This window comes from Silvibacterium dinghuense, from assembly GCF_004123295.1.
Classification (GTDB): domain Bacteria; phylum Acidobacteriota; class Terriglobia; order Terriglobales; family Acidobacteriaceae; genus Silvibacterium; species Silvibacterium dinghuense.
In genome coordinates this window covers 206,850-226,484 of the sequence record NZ_SDMK01000001.1, presented here as the reverse complement: position 1 = coordinate 226,484, position 19,635 = coordinate 206,850, and the positions used below count along the sequence as shown (strand labels likewise).

The following is a 19,635-nucleotide window of genomic DNA, read 5'->3' as shown; positions in this document are numbered from 1 at the left end:
GGATAGACTCGTTCTGATATTCCAGGGGAGAGTTCGACGCATGTCCACTGTGGTGCACCTGGACCGCATCTCGAAGTCCTATGAGAACAAGGTTGCGGTTAAAGAATTAAGCCTGCGCATTGACGCCGGCATGATGTTTGGATTGCTTGGACCGAACGGAGCAGGGAAGACCTCCAGCATCCGCATGATGATCGGCATCACCATGCCGGATTCCGGCACCGTGAACCTCTTTGGCAAGCCCTTTACCCGTGAGAGCCTGCGCCGTGTCGGCTATTTGCCCGAAGAGCGCGGCCTCTACAAGAAGATGAAGGTGATGGAGCAGCTCGTTTTCATGGGGCAGCTCCGGGGGCTCGAACCTGCCGTCGCCGCTCGCCGGGCCCATGAGTGGTGCGAGCGTCTGCAGATCCTCGACGCCGCGCAGAAGAAGACCGAAGAGCTTTCCAAGGGCATGCAGCAGAAGATTCAATTCATCGCCACGCTGCTGCATGAGCCAGAGCTCATCATCATGGACGAGCCCTTCTCCGGTCTCGATCCGGTGAACGCCACGCTGCTCCAGGACACGCTCATCGAGCTCAAGAAGGCTGGTAGGGCCATCCTCTTCTCCACCCACCGCATGGACCAGGTGGAGAAGATGTGCGACGCCATCTGCCTCGTCCATGGCGGCGAAGCGGTGCTCTCCGGCTCGATGCGTGAGGTCAAATCCCGCTACGAGCGTGATCGTGTCGAGATTGTCTACACCGGCGACAACAGCTTCCTCCAGCATCCTGCCATTGCCTCCTATAAGGACTACGGCGGCCAGGTCGAAATCACTCTCCACCCGCATGCAGATGCGCAGCAGTTGCTTTGCGCTGCCGTCGAGCGGGCTACTCTCTATCGCTTCGAGCTGAAAGAGCCGTCTCTCGAAGAGATCTTCATCCGCACCGTGGGGGAACAAGTCCGTGCGTGACATTCTGCTGATCGCAAAGCGTGAGTACCTGGAGCAGGTCAAAGGCAAGGCCTTCAAGCTCACCACGATTCTTATTCCTGTCGTTTTTGCCGGGCTTATCGGCGTCATGACTTTCGCCACCCGGAATTCCGGCGTCGGCAAGCATCTGGCGATTGCCAGCTCGGATTTCTACCTGGCCAGCCGCGTTGCCGGGCAGATCGCCAACGACCGCGATGCGCAGGCCACGGTCGAAGTTGTTTCCCCGGCAACTCCAGAGCAACATGCGGATCTGATCCGCAAGGTGGATCAGAAGCAGATTGACGGGTTTCTTTGGATCGATACTTCTTCTCCAAATAACGTGAAAGCGAAGTATGAGTCCCGCTCTTCTGGAGACTTCGCTACGGAAAGCCGTCTGCATAGCGCTCTCAACCACGCCCTTGTCGCCAATCGCCTCATCGCTCGCGGCATCGATACAAAGGATGTGGATGCGCTGACGCGAACCGTCGATATCGACACCATGCAGATCAAGAACGGCCAAGAGGTCGAGAGCAGCGCCATGGGCACCTTCTGGGCAGCCTATGCCATGGCTCTGCTGCTCACCTTCAGCGTCGTGATGTACGGCATGAATGTCGGCCGTTCCGTCATCCAGGAGAAGACTTCGCGCATCTTTGAGGTCATGCTCTCCACCGTGAAGGCCACGGACCTGCTCGCAGGCAAGCTCATTGGCATTGGTGCTGTTGGCCTTACACAAATCGCCATCTGGGGTGTGGCGGGGGCGCTTTTTGCCGGAACCGCACTGGCTCAGAGCCTGATGACCAGCGGTGGTGTGAGCATCGAAATCTCTCCGCTGCAGATCGTGCTCTTCGCCGTGTACTTTCTGCTCGGCTATCTGCTCTACAGCACGTTTTTCGCTGGCATTGCCGCCACCTGCGACACAGAGCAGGAGCTCCAGCAGTATGCGCCGCTCGCTGCCGTTCCGGTATGGCTCAGCTTCGGCATGATCACCTTCATCATGTCGAACCCGAACTCCATCTGGTCCGTCGCCATTTCGCTCTTTCCGCCCTGCGCGCCGATTGCGATGTTTCTCCGCCTGGCCTCGCAGTTTCCGCCTGCCTGGCAGATTGCCGCTTCGCTCGGACTTCTGGCGCTTTCGGTCGCCGTGGTGGTCTGGTTCACCTCGCGCATTTATCGCGTCGGCATCCTGATGTACGGCAAGCGCGCCACCTTGCCGGAGATACTCCGCTGGCTGCGCTACAGCTGAGTGTGTCCATAGAAATAGAATGAGAGCGTGAGCTCGGAACGCCGTTTTACTTTTGGACAGCGAGTGGCCGTGGCCGTGGTGCCGCGGCTCACCGCGTTGGTTCTGGCCGCGATCGGCATGACCCTGCGCTTTGAGGTGATCGCAGAGGAGGGCGCGATTCCGGCGACGCCGCCTGCGAAGGGCATCTTCTGCTTCTGGCATCGCTGCACCCTGCCCTGCGGCTGGTACTTCCGCAAGTTCCGCTGCTCCATTCTCATTAGCCAGAGCTTTGACGGTGAGCTCATTACCCGCACCCTCGGCCTGCTTGGTTACAACGCGGTGCGCGGTTCGAGCTCACGTGGAGGTGCGGCCGGGCTGCTTGCCCTGCGCGATGTGCTCGCCAAGGGCGATCCGGTTGTTTTCACGGCGGATGGCCCGCGTGGCCCCATCTACCAGACCAAGATCGGCCCCGTAAAGCTGGCGCAAATGACCGGGCAGGAGATGGGCTGCTTTTACCTGTTGCCGGAGCAGTCCTGGGTGATGAAGTCCTGGGACCTGTTCCTCATTCCGAAGCCCTTTTCCCGTGTCGCCGTGAGTTGGGCGCGCGCGGTGCCCGCACCCGGCCCTCATGACTCGCCGGAGATGCTCGAAGCGAAGCGCCAGGAGCTGAACGACGCGCTTGAGCGTGCCCGAGCCCAGGCGGAAGCGCACTTCGCAGGGTAAATTCAGAGCTGCCAAAAGAAAAAGGCGCCGCTCGCAGGCAGCGCCCTTTATTTCGCAGTGCGGTTAGAACCGCATGCTGAAGGTGCCGGTAAAGGCGCGGGGCGCGCCCACCTGCAGCGTGTTGTTGCCAACCCCGGTCGGGTCCGAAGCGATGAAGCCGTTGGTGCCGATTGTCGAGTAGTACTTCGCGTTTGCCAGGTTGTAGATGTTGAACTGCAGCTTCAGCTGATCGAAGATGCCCACCTCATCCTTGTGGTAGGAGGTGCCCATCTCGGCCAGGAAGCGGCCGTCCACGCTGCTGTCGTCGGTGTAGGTGTAGTAGCGCTTGGACATGTAGTCCGAGCCGATGTGCGCGTCGAAGCCCTTGTGGCTGTAGCTCAGCGAGTTCTTCCACATGAACTCCGGCGCATCGACCACGATCTTGCCGCCGGTCTCGATCTCCGTGCCGTCCGATGTGTAGTTGTCGTTGTAGGTGGAGCGGCTGAAGGTCAGGCCGTTATAGAGCACCCAGCCGTTGCCGAATTGCACCGAGGCCGCGCCGTCCAGGCCGTTGGTGGTGACCCCGCCGACGTTCGAAAGCAGCGAGGCGTCACCTGCGATAGCAGCGCCTTGCTGGATGGCCAGCAGGCGGTTGCTGAAATTGACATGGAAGTAGTTCGCCTGGATGGAGGCGCGGTTATCCGTGTAGCGATAACCCACTTCCTCGCTCCACGAGCTCTCCGGCTTCAGGCTGCTGGTGAGCACATCGAAGCCCGCCTGCGAGGTTCCCCATGGCGAGGTGCCGAAGCCCGGGCCGCCGGTCTGATAGGCGCGCGTGTTCTTCGCCACGTCGGCAAAAACTTCGCTCTTCTGGTCGAGCTTCCAGTCCACGCCAACCTGCGGCAGAAAGGGGCTGCCCGACTCAAGGCTGCCCTGCGCGTAGCTGCTGGCCACTGTCGTCGGAGCCAGGTCCAGGCCGGTGTTATAGGCCTTCAGGTTGCCGGTCTGGTTGGTCTCCTCAGCCTTGAAGCCCGCCGAGACTGTGACCTTATCGTTGATCTTGTACTTGTCCTGCAGGTGCAGCGCGTAGAGGGTGCTCGGGAACTCGTAGGCCCACTGCGTGTAGAAGGGGTTGGTGGGGAAGTCGTAGAGGGAGTGAATCGGGCCGGCGAGCGAGGTGTTGTAGAAGCGCCGCGCCAGCGTGAAATCTTCCTTCTCAAACCACGCGCCGCCCTCGAGCATGTTCTTCGCGGTCTCAAAGCTCAGTGAGGTGAGGAAGCCGCCGCGCTCGATGCCGTATTCGGAGGTGCGCAGCGAGATGGGCGAGACTGCTTCATAGTTGGAGTTGTAGGTCGGCAGGTAGGGTGTGAACCACAGACCGTCGCCGTCGTTGCCGTGGCCGTAGGCCGTGGTTTTCCAGAAGAGGTGGGTGCCGATGGCGGTCTTGTAGCTCACGTAGGCCAGCCTGTCCCGGCGCAGGCCGGAGGCGCCGAAGTAGGCCGCGTCTTCCGGGTCCTGGCTGGAAGTCAGCTTGCTTACCGGATTGGGATAGGCAATCGTGCCGCCTGACTGGTAGGCCTCAGCGGCCTGCAGTGCCTGGTTCCAGTTGCCGAAGTTATCCCAGTTGTAGCCCAGCGTCTTGACCCAGATCTTGTCGAGATCCTGGTAGTCGACTTCCTGACGGTTGGAGAGATCGGCGTAGGCAGTGAAGGTTCCGTTCGCGCCTACTGGTTGTACGTACTTGAGGTTGAACTGCTCGTAACGCTGGTTGCGCTGACCCGCGCTCTTCCACTTGTCCGCGCGCTGCCATACGCCGGCGAAGTAAAATTTGCCTCCGCCCGGCAACAGGCCGCTGTCCAGCCGGCCATAGCTGCGCACGCCGTCGAAGCTGCCGAAGGACTGGCGCGCATCGAAGTGGAACTTGTCCAGCGGGTCGGCGGAATAGAACTGCACCGCGCCGCCCAGGTTGCTGGTGGAGGCGACTTCCAGCGCGCCGGTGCCCTGCGAGAGCGTCACCCGGCCCATGTCTTCGTCGATGATGGCGCGGCTGATGTGCAGGCCGTTCAGGTTGCCGTAGGACATGTCGCCGAGCGGCACGTCATCGAGCGTGAAGCCGAGCTGGTTCTGGTTGAAGCCGCGCACCGAGATGCGCAGCGCCCACTCGTAGGCGCCGTAGGGGTCAGCTGTGGTCACTTCCACGCTGGGCAGGCGGCCCAGCACGGCAATGGGGCTGGTACCCGGAGCCTGCTGCAGCAGCACCTTGCTGTCTACGGACTGTGTGTCGCGTGTCTCACCCGGAGCCGTGACGGTGACCGTCTCGGATGTGGAGATTTTCTGGTCCTGCGAGGTGTTCGTGCTCTGCGCATCGGTTTGAGCGGTAGAGGCAGGGCTGGAAGTTTGCTGGGCCACTGCGGGCAGAGTCAGAGTGAGAGCGGCCAGCAGGACTGGCCATCGATAGGCGTTCACGGTTCCTCCAAAAGACTTGCGCGGGACCGGTTCGTTCCTGCACAGCAAAGCGCGGCAACCTTGGTTGCAGCGCTCATAGGAAGGACGACGCGCCTGTACTTACTTGGCTTATGCGCGACAAAACCGGACCAACTGTATCAAACAGTAAGTCTGGTTTCTCTTTGAAGTTTGAAATGCGAGTGAATATCCGTTGAACGGAGCAACCGTTTCATAATGAGAGCGCTTGAGCAGCCGCTATAGCCATCCTTTTGCCCGCGCGATGCGCGCCGCGTCTACGCGATTGGCCGCGCCCAGCTTGCTGATGGCCTCGGAGAGATAGTTCCGCACCGTGCCTTCGGAGAGACGGAGTTCGGCTGCAATCTCTGCGCTCGACTTGCCCTCACCTGCTCGCCATAGAATCTGCCGTTCGCGCTCGGTCAGCGGATCGGGCCCGCTGTCCCACGCCTCTGCTGCAAGATCGGGATCGATGACGCGCAGTCCGCGATGCACGCGCCGCACGGCCTCTGCCAGCTCTGCCGCCGGCCGGTCTTTCAGCAGATAACCGCGCGCGCCGGCATCGAGTGCGCGGCGCAGATATCCGGGCCGCGCGAAGGTGGTGAGGATGATGACCCGCGTTTGAGGAAAGCGCTCACGCACTTCGCCTGCCAGCGTCAGCCCGGTCATTTCCGGCATCTCGATGTCGGTCACCAGCACATCCGGTTTCTGCTGCGCAATCGCTGTCAACGCCTCGCGGCCATTGGCAGCGCGTCCGCACACGCGGATGTCGTTTTCCGTCTCCAGCAGCGCAGCCAGAGCGCCCAGAACCATGGCCTGATCTTCCGCAATCGCAACACGAATCGACATGTCTTACACTGAGCTCCAGGCTGGTTGGTTGGGAGTGGAGGTTCCGGGAATGCGAATGGTCAGCCGCGTCCCGCTACGGCCTTCTACGGTATCGGTAGCGAACTCGCCGCCCAGAGCTTCGATACGCTGCCGCATGCCACGTACGCCATTGCCGTCTTCCTTCAGTCCGCCGCGTCCGTTGTCTTCCACGATCAGCCGTGTCTCTTCGCCGCTCTTCTCCACGCGCAGCAGGCAGCGGCTGGCCTGCGCATGGCGAACAATGTTGGTCACGGCTTCGCGCAGCACCAGGGAGAGCACGCTTTCTTCGCTCGCCGAAAGTTGCAACGGCTGTTCTTCACATACCAATGCCACGCCTGCTGCGTCGAGTACGCTCTGTGCCCGGCGCAGCTCGGCTGAAAGGCCCTCGGCCCGATAGCCACGGATCGCCTCACGCACCTCGGTGAGCGCCTTGCGCGCAATCTGCTCCACGTCGCCAATTTCCGCTGTCGCGCGCGAGTGGTCTCCCTCCTGATCACGCCCGATCAGCCGCCCCGCCAGCTCTGCCTTCAGCACGATGACAGAAAGCGTATGTCCCAGCACATCGTGCAGGTCGCGGGCGATACGCTCGCGTTCGGCCATCTTCGCGAGCTGCTCAATTTCTTCCTGTGCCATGCGCAGCTTTTTGTTGGCGCGCACGCGCAGCGACATGAAGATGTTCGTGCCGCCGATCACGAGTGTGAGGCAGGTGCCGAAGCCCCATGTCCACGGATTCGGCTGCAAGAGCATGCCTTCAACGCAGGTCAGTACTGCCATGGCAGCGACAGCCACTGCGCCCACGACCACTGATTCTGAAACGAATGGCGCAAATGCAGCAACATACATGAACATGCCGTACGCTGCTGCGTTGTGCCGGTAGTAATACACCCCAAGTGCCACCATAGCCAGCAGGCACAGGTACACATAGAGCTGACGGCGCAGGAAGACCAGGCCCATGTAGAGCGCAACAAAGATTGCGTACACGATGCCGAACTGAACCCAGTAAGCGCCGTTGTGCCGTTCGATCGGCTCAATGAATAAAAAGATGGTGTAGAACAACCAGATGACATCCCACCAGTCGGGCGCAGCAGCTCGCTTGCGGAGGAGTTCGCGGCGCACGCTGTCGAGAATGGTTGCCATGTTATGCCTTGGCCTCGCGGCGGGAGAAGACCAGCCATGCGGCTCCCAGCATGAGGCAAGTAAAGCCTAACAGAGCCTCCCAGTGCCCGCTCAGCGAGCTGCCCGACCGGGCAAAGCCGAAGATATGCAGCGCGATCTGCGCGAAATGATACGCCGGCAGAGCCGGAGCTACGTGCTGCATCCACTTGGGCAGCACATCGAGCGGCATCCACAGGCCCGAGGCGAATGACATCGGCAGATAAATCAGATTGATGATTCCCGGTCCCGCCGTGGGTGGCACCAGCAGCGAAACCAGCAGCCCCATGCTGGCGAAGGGAATTGCTCCGGCCAGCGTGATGCCGATGAGCTTCGCGAACTCGAGTCCGGTCATGTGCACGCCGGCGAGTGTCACGCCGATCAGCGAGAGCAGGCACGTCACCACCAGCGCAAACCCTGCGGCCGACATGGTCTTCGCGAAAAGATAGGCGAAGCGTGGCATCGGGCTCGCCATCTTCAGGTCCAGCCATCCCTGCGCCCGCTCCATGGCAATGCCAGCACCGAGTCCGAAGAGCGCCGCGCCCACCAGGCCAAAGCAGCTGTAGCTTGCCAGCAGATAGCGTGCATATTGGTTGTGGCTGTTCAGTGTGCCGAAGAGCAGATAGAACATCACCGGGAAACCGATAACCGAGAGCGAGTAGCTGCGCAGCCGCAGCATGCGCAGGAATTCGTAACGGACCTCGTTGCGAAACAGGTTGGCATAGTAGCCGAAGCTCAGCTCGGCGCGGGGAACGGAAACGGAGGCGGTGGCCATAAGCATCTCCTTAAAACCAGTGTGGAAGTCTGTGTGTGTTAGCTCGCCTGCGCGGCGGTTTTACTGGAGTCGCCGGTGAGCGCCAGGAATGCATCTTCCAGGCTGTGCGACGAAACCTCGAGACCGTGCACCGTGGCATCGCGCCGGAAAATCTCGCGTAGCACCGCCTCGGCATCGCCCGCTGTGATTACCACGGCTTCGCGATCCTCTTCGACGCCCAGCACCGTAGGCAGGTTCAATAGAGCTTCGCGTCCCATTGCCGTCACGCAGCGAATGCGTCGTCCCGAGGCACGATGGCGAATCTCCGCCGGTGTACCCTCGGCCTGGATGCGTCCCTTGTCGATGACCACGATGCGGCTGGCCAGTGCGTCGGCTTCTTCGAGGTAGTGGGTTGTCAGCAGCACCGTGCGTCCTGCTGCTGTCTGTTTGCGAACCTGCTCCCATAGCGCGCGCCGTGAGGCGATGTCCATGCCTACCGTCGGTTCATCGAGGATCAGCAGCTCCGGGTTGCCTGCCAGTGCCAGCGCAAACAGCACACGCTGCTTCTGTCCACCGGAGAGTGAGCCGAAGAGCCGGTCTTCGATTCCTTCCAGTCCCGCGGCCTTCACCAGCTCTGTCTCCGCGAGAGGCGCAGGATAATAGCTGCGGAAGAGCGCAATGTGCTCGCGGACTTTCAGTGTCTCGGGTACGCGCGACACCTGTAGCATTGCGCCGATGTGTGTGCGTGTCGAAGCCTCACGCGGATCGAGCCCCATCACCCGCACCGAACCGCTGTTCGGCGAGAGCAGCCCCAGCAGCAGACGCGCTGTTGTCGTCTTACCTGCGCCGTTCGGTCCCAGCAGGGCCACCACTTCGCCCGGATAGAGCGTAAGGTTCAATGCGTCGAGCGCCAGGGTTTGGCCGTAACGCTTTGTTACTGCCTGCAGTTGTGCGCACGGCTCACTGGCCGCCGGAGTGGAATGGATGCGTGCGGGTTTCGGCTGGCCGTAGTCGACGGCGGGCTGCCGAAGACCGGGAGCGATCGATGCAGTGGACATGAATGTCCTCCTAAGAAGAGCCTTCGCGTTTGCAGGCTGCGCCTGCGAACATATTCAGCATCGCGCTCTCCCGCGCCTGCTCCCAGTGGGCTCTGTCACCGATGGGGAATGACAAACGTCATCTCGCTCCCCCTATACTGGCCACGATGCGTCGCATGCCATTCATCCGGGTTCTGGCTGCTTGCCTCCTGCTGCTGTTTACCGCCTTCGCGCCGCCTGCTCAGGCGGAGAAGCCGGGCAAGCCGCTGGTCATCTATCTTCAGCCCTTCGGTATTCCACACGGGCTGTTCGGCCGTGGAGGACCATTTCTCTGCCTGCATCAGCACAAGGTCGGCACGCGTCTTTTCTGGCTCGACAGCACGCATCTCTTTGCCGCATTCACCGTCAACACGCCATGCACGCTGCGTAATAGCGCCGAACCGGCCGTGCTGCGCGGGCTGGTCTTTGATACGACCACTGGCGTAAAGATCGCACAGCATGACTGGACCATCGACGAGGTCGGAGGCGACTTTAATGTCTTTCCTGGCCCCGGAGCTTCCGTCGTCGTTAAGCAGGGAGCGCGTCTTGACTTCCTCGATGTGCTCCTGCACGCGAAGGAGTCCGGCGAGCTTGACACTGCGCCGCGTGGCCTCTGGTCCACGCCTGCGCATCGCACCATCCCGCTGCTCACGGCCGATGGCCGCGTCTACGAGTTTTACGCTGCCGATCCGCTGCGTCTGCTCAACCGCATCTCGCTCGATGCCTCGGACGATGTCCGCGCGGTCAAGGAATGGATCGCCGGTGACGAGCGCATCGCCGGCAGTCTTTGCACCGATAAGTCGCAATACTCCTGCACCCGCATCCTCGTTGAAACACCGGATGCGAAGTTTCTCGACCGCGATGGCGCGCCCTGGTCGTATGCCGAGACGGAAAAGCCTGTCGCGCTTGCGCCGCTCGGCTTCCTCGATGCGACCCATCTCGTGATTACGCGCGAAGACAAGAATTTCTTCCACGATGCCCAGATGCTCATCGTCACGCCTACGGGCGCGCGTATTCAGCTTCCGCCGATTGGCAGCTTTTATCCACGCCGCCTTGCCGGTGTCTCCGGCAATCGCTTCGGTATCGAAATGTATGCTCTTGGTTCCTGTGCTAACTGCATTGTTGCCAACGAGTTCGTGGTCGCTGAGCCGGACACGCGCAAATTCCTCTTCGAAGAGCGTGGTACGCCCTATATGTCTGTCGGAGAGCTGTCGCCGGACGGCAAATGGATGGCGATTCTCGACAACGACATGATCCTCTTCTATCCCATGCCGCAATAAAAACGGCCCGCCGTGGGGACGGGCCGCATACTGCCTGCAATGGCTTTCGCTACTGATAGCGCCAGAGGGCCACGCCGCCGAAAAGGCCGTCTTCATTGGAGATGACGGTGACATTTGTCGGCAGCGTGAAGCTGATCTCCTTCGCGTTGCCGCCGCCAATGTACAGGTGATCCCAGTTGAAGGTCCTCTGTGTTTGCTCGATAGTCTTTTCCAGGTGTTTGTTCCAGCGCTTCTTGCCCAGCCTCTTCAGGCCCTTGCGCCCCAGGTAGTCTTCGTAAGTCTTTCCCTTCAACCAGGGGTGATGGCCGAGCTCAAGTCCGGGGCAGAGATGGCCATTCGTGAACAGCGCTGAGCCCATGCCGGTGCCGAGCGTGATGGCCATTTCGACACCTTTACCCGTGATCGCACCGTAGCCCTGCACGGCAGCATCGTTTGCGAGATGAATCGGCCTGCGCCACATCTCGTGCAGCTTTGCTTGCAGGGAGTAGCCCACCCATGACGGATCGAGATTCGCCGCCGTCAGTGTTTTTCCATGCTTGATGACGCCGGGAAAGCCGACCGAAACGCGGTCGAATGCGGTCAGCTGGCGCTTCATTTTTTCGAGAGCGGCCAGCATCTTCTTCGGTGTCGCCGGATCGGGCGTCGGCGTGCGCAGCCGCTCAGAGAGCGGGTTTCCGCGCGCATCGAGAAGCATGATCTTTAAACCAGTGCCGCCGATGTCGACGGCCAGCGTAATAGGGTGCGGAAAATGCGATTTCGACTTGGCCATAGAACTCCCACAAAAAGATATCGCGCGCCCCGATCATGCCATCGAGCTGGGGTAATCCAGGCCTGAAGGGAAGATCAGGAGCGTTGGATCAGTAGCCGGACATCACGATAGGCAGCGTCGGAGTCTGTGCCCCCTGCGCGTCCTCTATAGTGACGCCAAAACCCCTGGCTTGGATGCCGGAAGGCACGCTGGGAAGAATAACGGATGCACTGCCTGTTGTATCGGGGTGGAATAGCCCCGCCGGGATAGGCGGCTTTCCATCGGCAGGCATCAGCCACAGCTCGTAGGTCTTGTCGGCCTTCAGCGAATGCAGGTTCCTGGCCATGAAGACCAGCGCGCCCTTCGCCGGAAGGTACGTGGCATAGCCCGACGGTTGCGGCGTCTGTCTTGTCTCTGCCAGCGTTACCTGTTTTGCTTCGGGCGAGGTCAGCGCATCGGTCAGCAGCTGCGCGTGCTCCGCCTGTGCCGAAAGCCGCGCCAGGTCGGAGCGGTCTGCCAGCTGCGTCTGCTGCATCTGTATGCCGCGATTGCCAAGGTAGATGGCTACGATGATCGCGGCGGCTGCCGTGATCCAGCCAAGGACGCCAAAGCTGATTCCGCCACGGCGAGCCGTTTCCGGTTCCTGGTCCGGCGTGTCATTCGGGTTTCGAGAATTTTCTGGCATGGAGAACGTCTCAGCATCCGATCTTTGCAGCCTGGTCCCTGTATCCACCAGAATAGAAGCAGGCAGGCGCGATCATACGATGAAGTCAAGGCTGGATAAGTTGCTTGTGGAACGTGGTTTAACGCCGACCCGGGAGCGCGCTCAGGCGCTCATCCTTGCGGGCCGCGTGCTGGTGGATGAACAGAAGGTCGAAAAGCCCGGTACCGCGGTAACGGCCGATGCTGCCCTGCGCCTTCTCGGGGACGACCTCCGCTATGTCAGCCGTGGAGGGCTCAAGCTCGAAGGCGCGCTCGCGCACTGGGGCATCGATCTTACCGGCCGCTTCTGCCTGGATGTCGGCGCTTCGACGGGCGGGTTTACCGACTGCATGCTCCAGCATGGCGCAGAGCGGGTGCTGGCCGTCGATACCGGTTATGGTCAGATCGCCGAAAAATTCCGCTCCGACCCGCGTGTCTCGCTCATGGAGCGTACGAATGCCCGCAAGCTTGTCCCCGGCGAGCTGCCTGCGGGGATCAGTTTTCTGGCGATGGACGTGTCGTTCATCTCCGCCACGCTGGTGCTGCCTTCGGTGGTGGCTGCCGCCGTGCGCTCGGACAGTGAAGGCCTGGAGGCAGTGATCCTTGTAAAGCCGCAGTTCGAGTCCGGACGCGAGCATGTCGGCAAGGGAGGTATCGTGCGCGACCCTGCTGCTCACCAGCTTGCGATCGACCGGGTGAAGGCCTGCGCCGTGGAACTTGGCGGTCAGGAGTTGGAGATGATCGATTCGCCAATTCACGGCGCGGAAGGGAATCGCGAGTTCCTTTTGCACGCCGTCCGGCTCGGTCTGGAAATGGGGCGGGGAATCGGGCCGGGAAATCCGGCACAAACTCCACGCTGAATGGACCGACGGAAGCTCCAGCCTTCGTTACACTGAGAAAACGCATGTCTGCCGTCGCCATTATTTCGAAGCCCCAGAAACCCGAGCTGCAAGCCCTGCTCCCTGAGCTGGTGCTATGGCTGCGGGCACGCCAGTTCGATCCCGTTCTCGATCCCGTGAGCGGGAACTACACCCAGGCGGCACGGATTGTCCCCCGCCATCTGCTGCCGGAAGAGAATCCCGAGCTGGTGATCGTGCTCGGCGGCGACGGGACGCTTCTTTCGGCGGCGCGTGTCTTTGCCAAGACCGGCACCCCGATTCTCAGCGTGAATCTCGGCTCGCTCGGCTTCCTCACCGAGGTGCGCCTTGCCGATCTCTACTCCACGCTCGAGGGCTGGTGTACCCGATGCTTCACCACGGATACCCGCTGGATGCTCCACACCGAGCTCTGGCGCGACGGCAAGCTCTACAGCCAGCATGAAGCACTCAATGATGTTGTCGTAGCCAAGGGCACCATCGCCCGCATGGGTGATTTCCGCGTGATGCTGAACGATCAGCTGGCCGCGGCCTTCCGCGCTGATGGCGTCATCGTCTCGACGCCCACCGGGTCCACGGCTTATTCGCTCGCGGCCAATGGGCCTATCCTGATGCCGAATGTCGATGCGATGATCGTGACGCCGATCTGTCCGCACCTGCTCACCATTCGCCCGATGGTCGTGCCCGGGGATGCCCAGCTCGCACTGCGCATCGAAGGGATTCCTGACCAGACATACCTCACGGTCGATGGGCAGGAGGCTGTGCCGCTCAAGGTAGGGGATGAGCTGCGCTGTCGCCGCTCGCAGTACAACGTCAAGCTGGTGCGTCTCGGCTCGGCCGGATTCTTTGACGTCCTGCGCGCCAAGCTCAAATGGGGCGAGCGCTGATTTCCTGCCTCACACGCCGGATAGTCAGCCACAACAGCGGCACCGGCACCGCGTAGCTCCAGAAAGCCGCAATTCCGTGGGATACAGGGCCGTATCTTTGCAAGCCGGCTCTTCCATAAAATTCGGTGAAGATCAGCACGGCGATCACTGCCAGGATCAATGGAGCCAGCGGTAATTCCCGCGACCATGCGACGGCCACGCGCGGGAGTATCCGCGCAAAATAGTGCCAGCTTGCAATCAGGAACGGTACTCCCAGGCCAATTGCAATCCACCAGGGAGAGCATCCCAACCCGCGTTCCGTGGTTGCCATGTCTGCATGAGCTGCAAAGGTCCGGTTCGGCACGTAGGCGATGAAGTTCCCCACGCACATCAGGCACACCAGCAGCCAGAACAGCCCGGCTGCCTGATGCTTTCGTGTCTCCGCCTGCTTCAGCCCCAGCCGCGAGATCAGGTAGAGTCCGCCATTGCCGAAGAGCACGCCTGCTACGGCGATCAGCGATGCCAGCCATCCTCGCCCGGCCGCGAAGATCGGGTCATAGTCGACATTCTCGTCAACATCTCCCTGCAACAGGATGTTCGATACGGTCGCGTGGCCGTAGTTCAGAGCGAAAGGATTTGCCTTCGCGCCAAAGATCCATGCCGTGAAGGAATGCGCGTATTCGTGTGCGAAGTACCCGATCGCGTGCGCCAGCCAGAGCAGGGGAATGAGCAGCAGAACGAAGCGTGCCGTCTTCAGGGGAGAATCTCCTTGGTGATGTGTTTCAAGCTTATTCTGCCCGCAGTGTCTCTGCCGGGTCGATCTGGCTGATCCGCAGCGCCGGCACCAGGCTTGCTGCCGCTGCCGCCAGTGCCAGTAACGCCAGCACAGCCGCCAGTGTCACCGGATCCCACGGTTTTACGCCGTAGAGATAACTCGCCAGTACGCGCAACGCGCCGAGGGAGGCGACAATCCCAGCCACCATTCCCGCGCCGGCTGCAAGCACTCCTGCCGAGCCCACCTGCATCATCGCCTGCCGGAGTGAGGAGCCGAGCGCCATGCGGATGCCGATCTCCCGCCGCCGCTGCACGACGAGGCTAGAGACCAGCGAGCCGATGCCGATGGTCGAGAGCACAAGCGCGAGCCCTCCCAGCGTCGTCAGCAGCAACACCTGGATGCGCTGCGTCGCAAGCTGGGTGGCCAGAATGTCGTCCATCGACGAAAAGTTCGAGAAGGGGAGGGTCGGATCGGCCGCCGTCAGAGCTGCCTGCATGGCGCGCGGCAGCCCGGCGTCGGAATTGGCTGTGCGGACAATCCACGAGGGTTGGAACCAGATATGTACGAGCGAGAGAAACTGTGGATCGATCTGGCTGGCCGGCAGATACCAGATCGGTTCGGTTCCCAGTGGTTCAGCCTGTGCCATGGCGCGCGACTGATCCTGGACGTCGCCCACCACGCCGACGACCGTGAAGCTCTTCTTGCCGTCTTTAAAATGCTCCCCGACCGGGTTGGGTGTTCCGAAATATGTCCGCGCGAAGCTCTCGTTGATCACAGCCACCGGCAGAGATGTTGCGGTGTCCGAATCGAGGATGGCGCGCCCGGCCAGCAGCGGTATCCGCAGCGTCTGGAAGTATCCTGGCGTGACATAGCTCAGGCTGACGGCCTGCTCTGTGCCTGCCTGCGGCCCCTCCACAAACGTCGCGGCATCGTTGACCATGGCTTCGTATGGCACGCTCAGTCCCACGGCGGCGCTTTCCACGCCCGGAATTCTTTTCATCGCATCGAGGCTGCGGGTAAGTAGTCCCTGGAAGGTTGCGGGATCGTGATAACGGGCGTCGTCGAGCGATACCTTGGCCGTGGTCACGTGGTGCGCGTCAAAGCCCGGCGGCAATGTTTCGAGGTGAATCAGCGTGCGCACCAGCAGGCCGGCTGCGGCCAGCAGCAGCACGGTCAGAGCCACTTCTGCGCCGATCAGCCACTGCCTCAACCGTCCCGAGCCGGCCGAAACGCTCCGGCTTCCCGAGGCCAGCGAGGAGCGCAGGTCGATGCGCCGCGTGGCCAATGCCGGCAATGCGCCGAAGAGCAGACTCGAAATCAGCGCGGCCGCAAGAGCAAAGCTCAGCACCCGCAGGTCGAGATGCAGGCCGCCGAGCGGCAGCATCTCCGGCGGCAGAAAGCCGTCCAGCCCGCGCAGAATGCCATAGCCCAGCGCTACTCCCAGTCCGGCACCGACCAGCGCCAGCACCACCGTTTCCGTCCACAGCTGCCGCAATACATCACCGGACGAGGCCCCCAGCGCCAGCCGCGTCGCGATCTCCTGCGTGCGCCGCGAGACCCGCACCAGCGTCAGCCCTGCCAGGTTGCCGCAGGCGATCAGCAGGATGAAGCTCACCGCCAGCATCAGCGCCCGTACTTCGCCGCTCATCTCCCCGGCCAGCGCCTGCTTCATGGTCACGGGATACACCCAGGCATGCCCGTGGTACTGGCTCTCGAGCCTGGCCATGCGCGGCAGATGCAGCCGGCCTAATGCCGAGTCGGCCTGCGTCCACGTTGCGCCGGAGTTGAGCCGTGCGATCATTTCGCAGTTCTGGCCGCCACATTCGCCGCTCATGTCCGACGGATGCAGCGGTGTGAAGATGTCAGGGTTGCCTTCGAGCCGCGCCGCTTCAGGCAGTATGCCGACAATGGTATAGGCCTCGCCTTTCAGATCGACGGTCCGGCCCACCAGTGATGGATCGCCATGGAATGCGGATTGCCATAGCGGATAGCTCAGCACGGCGACAGATGGCCCGTGGGCCAGATCCTCTTCTTCCGTAAAGCCACGGCCCAGCTGCATCGGCACGCCGAGCACGCGGAAGTATCCTGCGGAAACGCGGCTGTTGTGCACATAACGTACCGCGCCGCCATCTTCAGCACCGGCCTTCAGGTTCACGCCATCTATGCCACCGCGAGCTGCGATGTCCACCGGAGCACCTGCGCTCTTCAGGGCAATCCAGTCGTCGCTGGTGAAACGGTCGCCATCGCTCGAAGATGCAGGCTGTCCCGCCGTCTGCGGAGATTCGCGGTGCAGAGCGAGCACGGCCAGCCGATCCGGCTCGGGGTAGGGAAGCCTGCGCAGAAGAAATCCATCCAGCAGTGTGAACACCGCAGTATTCACGCCGATTCCCAGCATGAGAGTGAGAATCACGGCCAGCGAAAAGCCCGGGGTCCGGCGCAACTGGCGTACGGCCAGACGAAGATCGTGAGTGAACATGGCAGCTCCCTCAAAGAGAAACGGCAATCCTCCTGCCAGATACGCAGGCATCGGCACTCTGGTTCGACAGTATTTTCTTTGGATACACGGAAAAGCAGGTGTCTAAAAAAGTAAAGCCCGCTGTCCGTATGCGAACAGCGGGCTTTACTCCAAATCAGCTACAGTGGATTCGTTCCTCGCGACCAGCGGGAGCGGGTGCCGAAGGCGAAAGGCCTGGACGGCTAGTCCCGCACTGCGCGCAGCAGTCAGCTCTTGGTCAGCTCGCTCAGCAGGACCTTGGCCTTGGTGGCCAGTGTCTGGGCGCCTTCGAGGTCGTTCTGCTGCAGAGCCTGACGGGCTTTCTGCAGAAAGGCCCGGATCTGGACTACGGTTTCCTGTTCGGAGGAGGAAAGCTGCCGCTTGAGATCGTTCAGCCCTTTCTCCGTGCCGGAGAGGGACTCGCGGATCTGCTGCTCAGAGGGCGTGGCGCCACGCTCTCCGGTTGTCGTGATCTGCCCGATGGGCGAAACCGCCGGAGCTTCTCCACTGGCTGCCTGTTGTGTGCCGGCTGCCTGATCCTTGTTCGTCTCCGTCGTGTTCTGTGTCTTCTTCCGGTGCGTGGAGCGTTTCGGCTTCTGCGCCGGTTTTTGCTCGCTCGGCGGAGCGATGTTCGGCAGCTCGGGCGGCGGTACGGCAGGCAGAGCTGCAGCGCTCTGGTCGATAGTGCGGGTGGGCGGAGGGGGCGCCGTGGCAGCGGCTGGAATGATGGCGACTTTTCTGTGTTTGCAGCCGCTCGTCAGTACAGTGATCGCCAACAGAACCGCCAGCTTGCGTGCGGACGTCATTCCCTGGGTCCCTTTAAGGCAGATAAGTTCGGTTCAATAAAAGTACGCAGTTTATTCTCAGGGGGATTGGTTACCGGGATGCTAAATATGAATGTTGTTCCGGTGCCTGGTAACGATTCTACGTCAATGTGTCCGTTGTGCAGTTGCAGAATGCGATAGGTCATGGAAAGGCCAATGCCGCTGCCTTCCCGTTTAGTAGTGAAGTAGAGATCAAAAATGTGCGGCCGGATGTCTTCGGGAATGCCATCGCCCTGGTCCTGCACCCGGAGCCGAGCTGTCCGGCCATCTTCCTGGAGGCGAACCGTCAACGTTCCGCCTTGATTCATAGCCTGCGCGCCGTTGATGACAACGTTCAGCAGAGCCTGCTTGAAGAGGTCGCTGTCGATCTTGACGATGACCGGATGCGCGGGCAGATAGCTGTCGAGTACGATATTCCGGGTTTCGAGTTCTGCGGTCGCCAGCATCTGCACGCTGGCCACAATCTGCCGCAGATCCTGATCTTTGAGCTGCAACTCTACCGGGCGCGAGAAGTCCACCAGTGTCTGCACCACGCGATCGAGGCGTCGGATTTCGCTCTGAATCACATCCAAATGACGCAGGCCGCTGGCTGCCGGGTCGAGTTTGCTGCGCAGCAGCTCGAGATGCACCACGATCGCGTTGATCGGATTTTTGACCTCGTGGCCGACACCGGCGGTCAGCCGACCGATTGCCGCCATGCGCCGCGAGAGTTCCAGCTCGTTTTCGATCTCCCGCACCGATTCGAGATCATGCAGCGTCAGAAGCGCGCCCAGGGAGGTTGCCGCATCGCCGGCGCGATCGTCGTGGATGAAGTCGAGGGAGATCTCCACGCGCCTGCCCGTTTCCGTCACCACTTCTTCCTGCACAATGGCAATGCCCGCGTCGAAGGCCTGCCGCACTGTCCGGCCCAGTACCGAATAGCGGTCGAAGATGTCATGCACCTCGGCGCCCAGGATGTCGTCCCGGTGTACGGAAAGAAAGCGCTCGACCGAGCGGGAGACCAGCACGGCCCGCGCATCCCGCGTGAACAGCATCATGCCGTCCTGCAGGTTGGAGAGAATCTGGTCGAGATTCTCCTTGAGGGCCGAAAATACCTCTTCGACATTGCGCATGCGCCGGCCCAGCCGCTCGATTTTGTGCGAAACCTGGATGACCGTGTCGCGGGAGGGCGGTTCGAGCTCGCCTGCGGGTTCGAGCCCTGCCTGTGAGAGCGCATCCAGCCGCGCGCTGATCTGCTCGATCGGCTGCAGCGCCAGGTTGGTCAGGAAGGCGGCCGCAATCAATGCCGCCAGGATTGCCAGACCGATATAGGTCAGCGACTCCACGAGCCAGGGACGGAAGGCATTTTGCAGAAAGGTTGTCCGGATGCCCACCCGTACGGTCAGGAATGGCTGATTGTCACGCTCCAGTCCAAGTGACAGGTTATAGACCTGGGGCGGTCCGAAGACCGTATGGATGGCGCGCAGCGGTGACTTCTGCAGCAGCGAGGCATAATCCTGACGCTGCGGAAGGCGATGATCCTGAAGCGCCGGATCGGGAGCAGTAACCAGTCCGTAACCATTGCGATCGGCAATGGCAATGTCGAGCACCGTCGGCGAGTAATTGATGACCGAGTTGATGAAGGAATTCAGGCCCGGATCGTCGCGCAGCGAATCGGCTACGGCCTGGCGCAGCGCTGCTGGGTCATTGGCATTGAACTGCTTATCGCGCAGCCCGTTTTCCAGCGCCTCGCGGACGGCGAACTGCAGCTGGTGGGCGATGATGTCGGTCGATGAATACGCCTGCTCGATGTGCTGCTGCAGCAGCTGCGTCATGTACAGCCAGGAGAGGACTGTAGCGATCAAAAATACGAGTACGGTGATCGCAGCGGCGAGTTTTGTCTTCAGTCGCATGTC

General features: G+C 61.4%; 17 protein-coding genes. 6 read left to right on the top strand and 11 right to left on the bottom strand.

The window, feature by feature from the left end; genetic code table 11:
* The first annotated feature begins 40 nt into the window (after positions 1–40).
* The 3 genes from ESZ00_RS00905 to ESZ00_RS00895 are packed head-to-tail and all read left to right on the top strand — an operon-like array spanning position 41 to position 2,888.
* Complete coding sequence (locus ESZ00_RS00905) at positions 41–946, top strand: ABC transporter ATP-binding protein (protein ID WP_129206297.1); 906 nt, start codon at positions 41–43, stop codon at positions 944–946.
* Positions 939–2,186, top strand: coding sequence for an ABC transporter permease (locus tag ESZ00_RS00900; RefSeq protein ID WP_129206296.1), 1,248 nt, complete (start codon positions 939–941; stop codon positions 2,184–2,186). The genes ESZ00_RS00905 and ESZ00_RS00900 overlap by 8 nt, the downstream gene beginning before the upstream one ends.
* A gap of 27 nt (positions 2,187–2,213) precedes the next feature.
* Positions 2,214–2,888, top strand: a complete 675-nt coding sequence (locus tag ESZ00_RS00895) for a lysophospholipid acyltransferase family protein (RefSeq protein WP_129206295.1) — start codon at positions 2,214–2,216, stop codon at positions 2,886–2,888.
* A gap of 63 nt (positions 2,889–2,951) precedes the next feature.
* On the opposite strand, the gene ESZ00_RS00890 is transcribed toward ESZ00_RS00895, so the two are convergent.
* The 5 genes from ESZ00_RS00890 to ESZ00_RS00870 form a co-directional block, all read right to left on the bottom strand.
* The gene (locus ESZ00_RS00890; protein ID WP_129206294.1) at positions 2,952–5,333 is read right to left on the bottom strand and encodes a TonB-dependent receptor; all 2,382 of its coding nucleotides are present in this window, start codon (positions 5,331–5,333) and stop codon (positions 2,952–2,954) included.
* A 234-nt stretch (positions 5,334–5,567) separates the two neighbouring features.
* Positions 5,568–6,176, bottom strand: coding sequence for a response regulator transcription factor (locus ESZ00_RS00885; protein ID WP_129206293.1), 609 nt, complete (start codon positions 6,174–6,176; stop codon positions 5,568–5,570).
* A 3-nt stretch (positions 6,177–6,179) separates the two neighbouring features.
* Positions 6,180–7,331: a sensor histidine kinase gene (locus ESZ00_RS00880; protein ID WP_129206292.1), complete on the bottom strand. Its 1,152-nt coding sequence runs from the start codon at positions 7,329–7,331 to the stop codon at positions 6,180–6,182.
* Position 7,332: 1 nt separating this feature from the next.
* Positions 7,333–8,121 (bottom strand): ABC transporter permease, encoded by a 789-nt coding sequence (locus ESZ00_RS00875; RefSeq protein ID WP_229740863.1) that lies wholly within the window; start codon positions 8,119–8,121, stop codon positions 7,333–7,335.
* Between the two features lie 38 nt (positions 8,122–8,159).
* A complete protein-coding gene (locus ESZ00_RS00870; RefSeq protein ID WP_129206290.1) occupies positions 8,160–9,158 on the bottom strand; it encodes an ABC transporter ATP-binding protein in 999 nt (332 codons plus the stop codon).
* A 155-nt stretch (positions 9,159–9,313) separates the two neighbouring features.
* On the opposite strand from ESZ00_RS00870, the gene ESZ00_RS00865 reads away from it, so the two are divergent.
* Complete coding sequence (locus ESZ00_RS00865) at positions 9,314–10,456, top strand: hypothetical protein (protein ID WP_129206289.1); 1,143 nt, start codon at positions 9,314–9,316, stop codon at positions 10,454–10,456.
* Between the two features lie 49 nt (positions 10,457–10,505).
* Here the strand turns inward: ESZ00_RS00865 and ESZ00_RS00860 are convergent, their stop codons facing one another.
* Together ESZ00_RS00860 and ESZ00_RS00855 are read right to left on the bottom strand one after the other, a co-directional pair.
* Positions 10,506–11,225 carry an ROK family protein gene (locus ESZ00_RS00860; RefSeq protein WP_129206288.1) on the bottom strand — a complete coding sequence of 240 codons (720 nt, stop codon included), beginning with the start codon at positions 11,223–11,225 and terminating at the stop codon, positions 10,506–10,508.
* Positions 11,226–11,313: 88 nt separating this feature from the next.
* Positions 11,314–11,889, bottom strand: coding sequence for an anti-sigma factor (locus tag ESZ00_RS00855; protein WP_129206287.1), 576 nt, complete (start codon positions 11,887–11,889; stop codon positions 11,314–11,316).
* 79 nt (positions 11,890–11,968) lie between these two features.
* Here ESZ00_RS00855 and ESZ00_RS00850 point away from each other — a divergent pair, with 79 nt between their 5' ends.
* Both ESZ00_RS00850 and ESZ00_RS00845 read left to right on the top strand, forming a co-directional pair.
* Positions 11,969–12,766, top strand: coding sequence for a TlyA family RNA methyltransferase (locus tag ESZ00_RS00850; protein WP_129206286.1), 798 nt, complete (start codon positions 11,969–11,971; stop codon positions 12,764–12,766).
* Positions 12,767–12,810: 44 nt separating this feature from the next.
* Positions 12,811–13,668 carry an NAD(+)/NADH kinase gene (locus tag ESZ00_RS00845; protein WP_129206285.1) on the top strand — a complete coding sequence of 286 codons (858 nt, stop codon included), beginning with the start codon at positions 12,811–12,813 and terminating at the stop codon, positions 13,666–13,668.
* Here ESZ00_RS00845 and ESZ00_RS00840 read toward each other — a convergent pair.
* The 4 genes from ESZ00_RS00840 to ESZ00_RS00825 all read right to left on the bottom strand — a co-directional run bounded on the left by ESZ00_RS00840 (position 13,649) and on the right by ESZ00_RS00825 (position 19,632).
* A complete protein-coding gene (locus ESZ00_RS00840) occupies positions 13,649–14,236 on the bottom strand; it encodes a hypothetical protein (protein ID WP_129206284.1) in 588 nt (195 codons plus the stop codon). The genes ESZ00_RS00845 and ESZ00_RS00840 overlap by 20 nt on opposite strands.
* Before the next feature lie 199 nt (positions 14,237–14,435).
* Positions 14,436–16,898, bottom strand: a complete 2,463-nt coding sequence (locus ESZ00_RS00835) for an ADOP family duplicated permease (RefSeq protein ID WP_129206283.1) — start codon at positions 16,896–16,898, stop codon at positions 14,436–14,438.
* Between the two features lie 245 nt (positions 16,899–17,143).
* Positions 17,144–17,722, bottom strand: a complete 579-nt coding sequence (locus tag ESZ00_RS00830) for a hypothetical protein (RefSeq protein WP_129206282.1) — start codon at positions 17,720–17,722, stop codon at positions 17,144–17,146.
* Complete coding sequence (locus ESZ00_RS00825) at positions 17,719–19,632, bottom strand: two-component system sensor histidine kinase NtrB (RefSeq protein ID WP_129206281.1); 1,914 nt, start codon at positions 19,630–19,632, stop codon at positions 17,719–17,721. Before ESZ00_RS00825 ends, ESZ00_RS00830 begins: the two co-directional genes overlap by 4 nt.
* Positions 19,633–19,635: the final 3 nt, after the last annotated feature.

Bases quoted from the DNA above. Each gene is read 5' to 3' on its own strand.
- ESZ00_RS00845 (WP_129206285.1), top strand. From the start codon at position 12,811: ATGTCTGCCGTCGCCATTATTTCGAAGCCCCAGAAACCCGAGCTGCAA.
- ESZ00_RS00825 (WP_129206281.1), bottom strand. From the start codon at position 19,632: ATGCGACTGAAGACAAAACTCGCCGCTGCGATCACCGTACTCGTATTT.
- ESZ00_RS00875 (WP_229740863.1), bottom strand. From the start codon at position 8,121: ATGGCCACCGCCTCCGTTTCCGTTCCCCGCGCCGAGCTGAGCTTCGGC.
- ESZ00_RS00885 (WP_129206293.1), bottom strand. From the start codon at position 6,176: ATGTCGATTCGTGTTGCGATTGCGGAAGATCAGGCCATGGTTCTGGGC.
- ESZ00_RS00860 (WP_129206288.1), bottom strand. From the start codon at position 11,225: ATGGCCAAGTCGAAATCGCATTTTCCGCACCCTATTACGCTGGCCGTC.
- ESZ00_RS00835 (WP_129206283.1), bottom strand. From the start codon at position 16,898: ATGTTCACTCACGATCTTCGTCTGGCCGTACGCCAGTTGCGCCGGACC.
- ESZ00_RS00880 (WP_129206292.1), bottom strand. From the start codon at position 7,331: ATGGCAACCATTCTCGACAGCGTGCGCCGCGAACTCCTCCGCAAGCGA.
- ESZ00_RS00905 (WP_129206297.1), top strand. From the start codon at position 41: ATGTCCACTGTGGTGCACCTGGACCGCATCTCGAAGTCCTATGAGAAC.
- ESZ00_RS00830 (WP_129206282.1), bottom strand. From the start codon at position 17,722: ATGACGTCCGCACGCAAGCTGGCGGTTCTGTTGGCGATCACTGTACTG.
- ESZ00_RS00855 (WP_129206287.1), bottom strand. From the start codon at position 11,889: ATGCCAGAAAATTCTCGAAACCCGAATGACACGCCGGACCAGGAACCG.
- ESZ00_RS00850 (WP_129206286.1), top strand. From the start codon at position 11,969: ATGAAGTCAAGGCTGGATAAGTTGCTTGTGGAACGTGGTTTAACGCCG.
- ESZ00_RS00865 (WP_129206289.1), top strand. From the start codon at position 9,314: ATGCCATTCATCCGGGTTCTGGCTGCTTGCCTCCTGCTGCTGTTTACC.
- ESZ00_RS00870 (WP_129206290.1), bottom strand. From the start codon at position 9,158: ATGTCCACTGCATCGATCGCTCCCGGTCTTCGGCAGCCCGCCGTCGAC.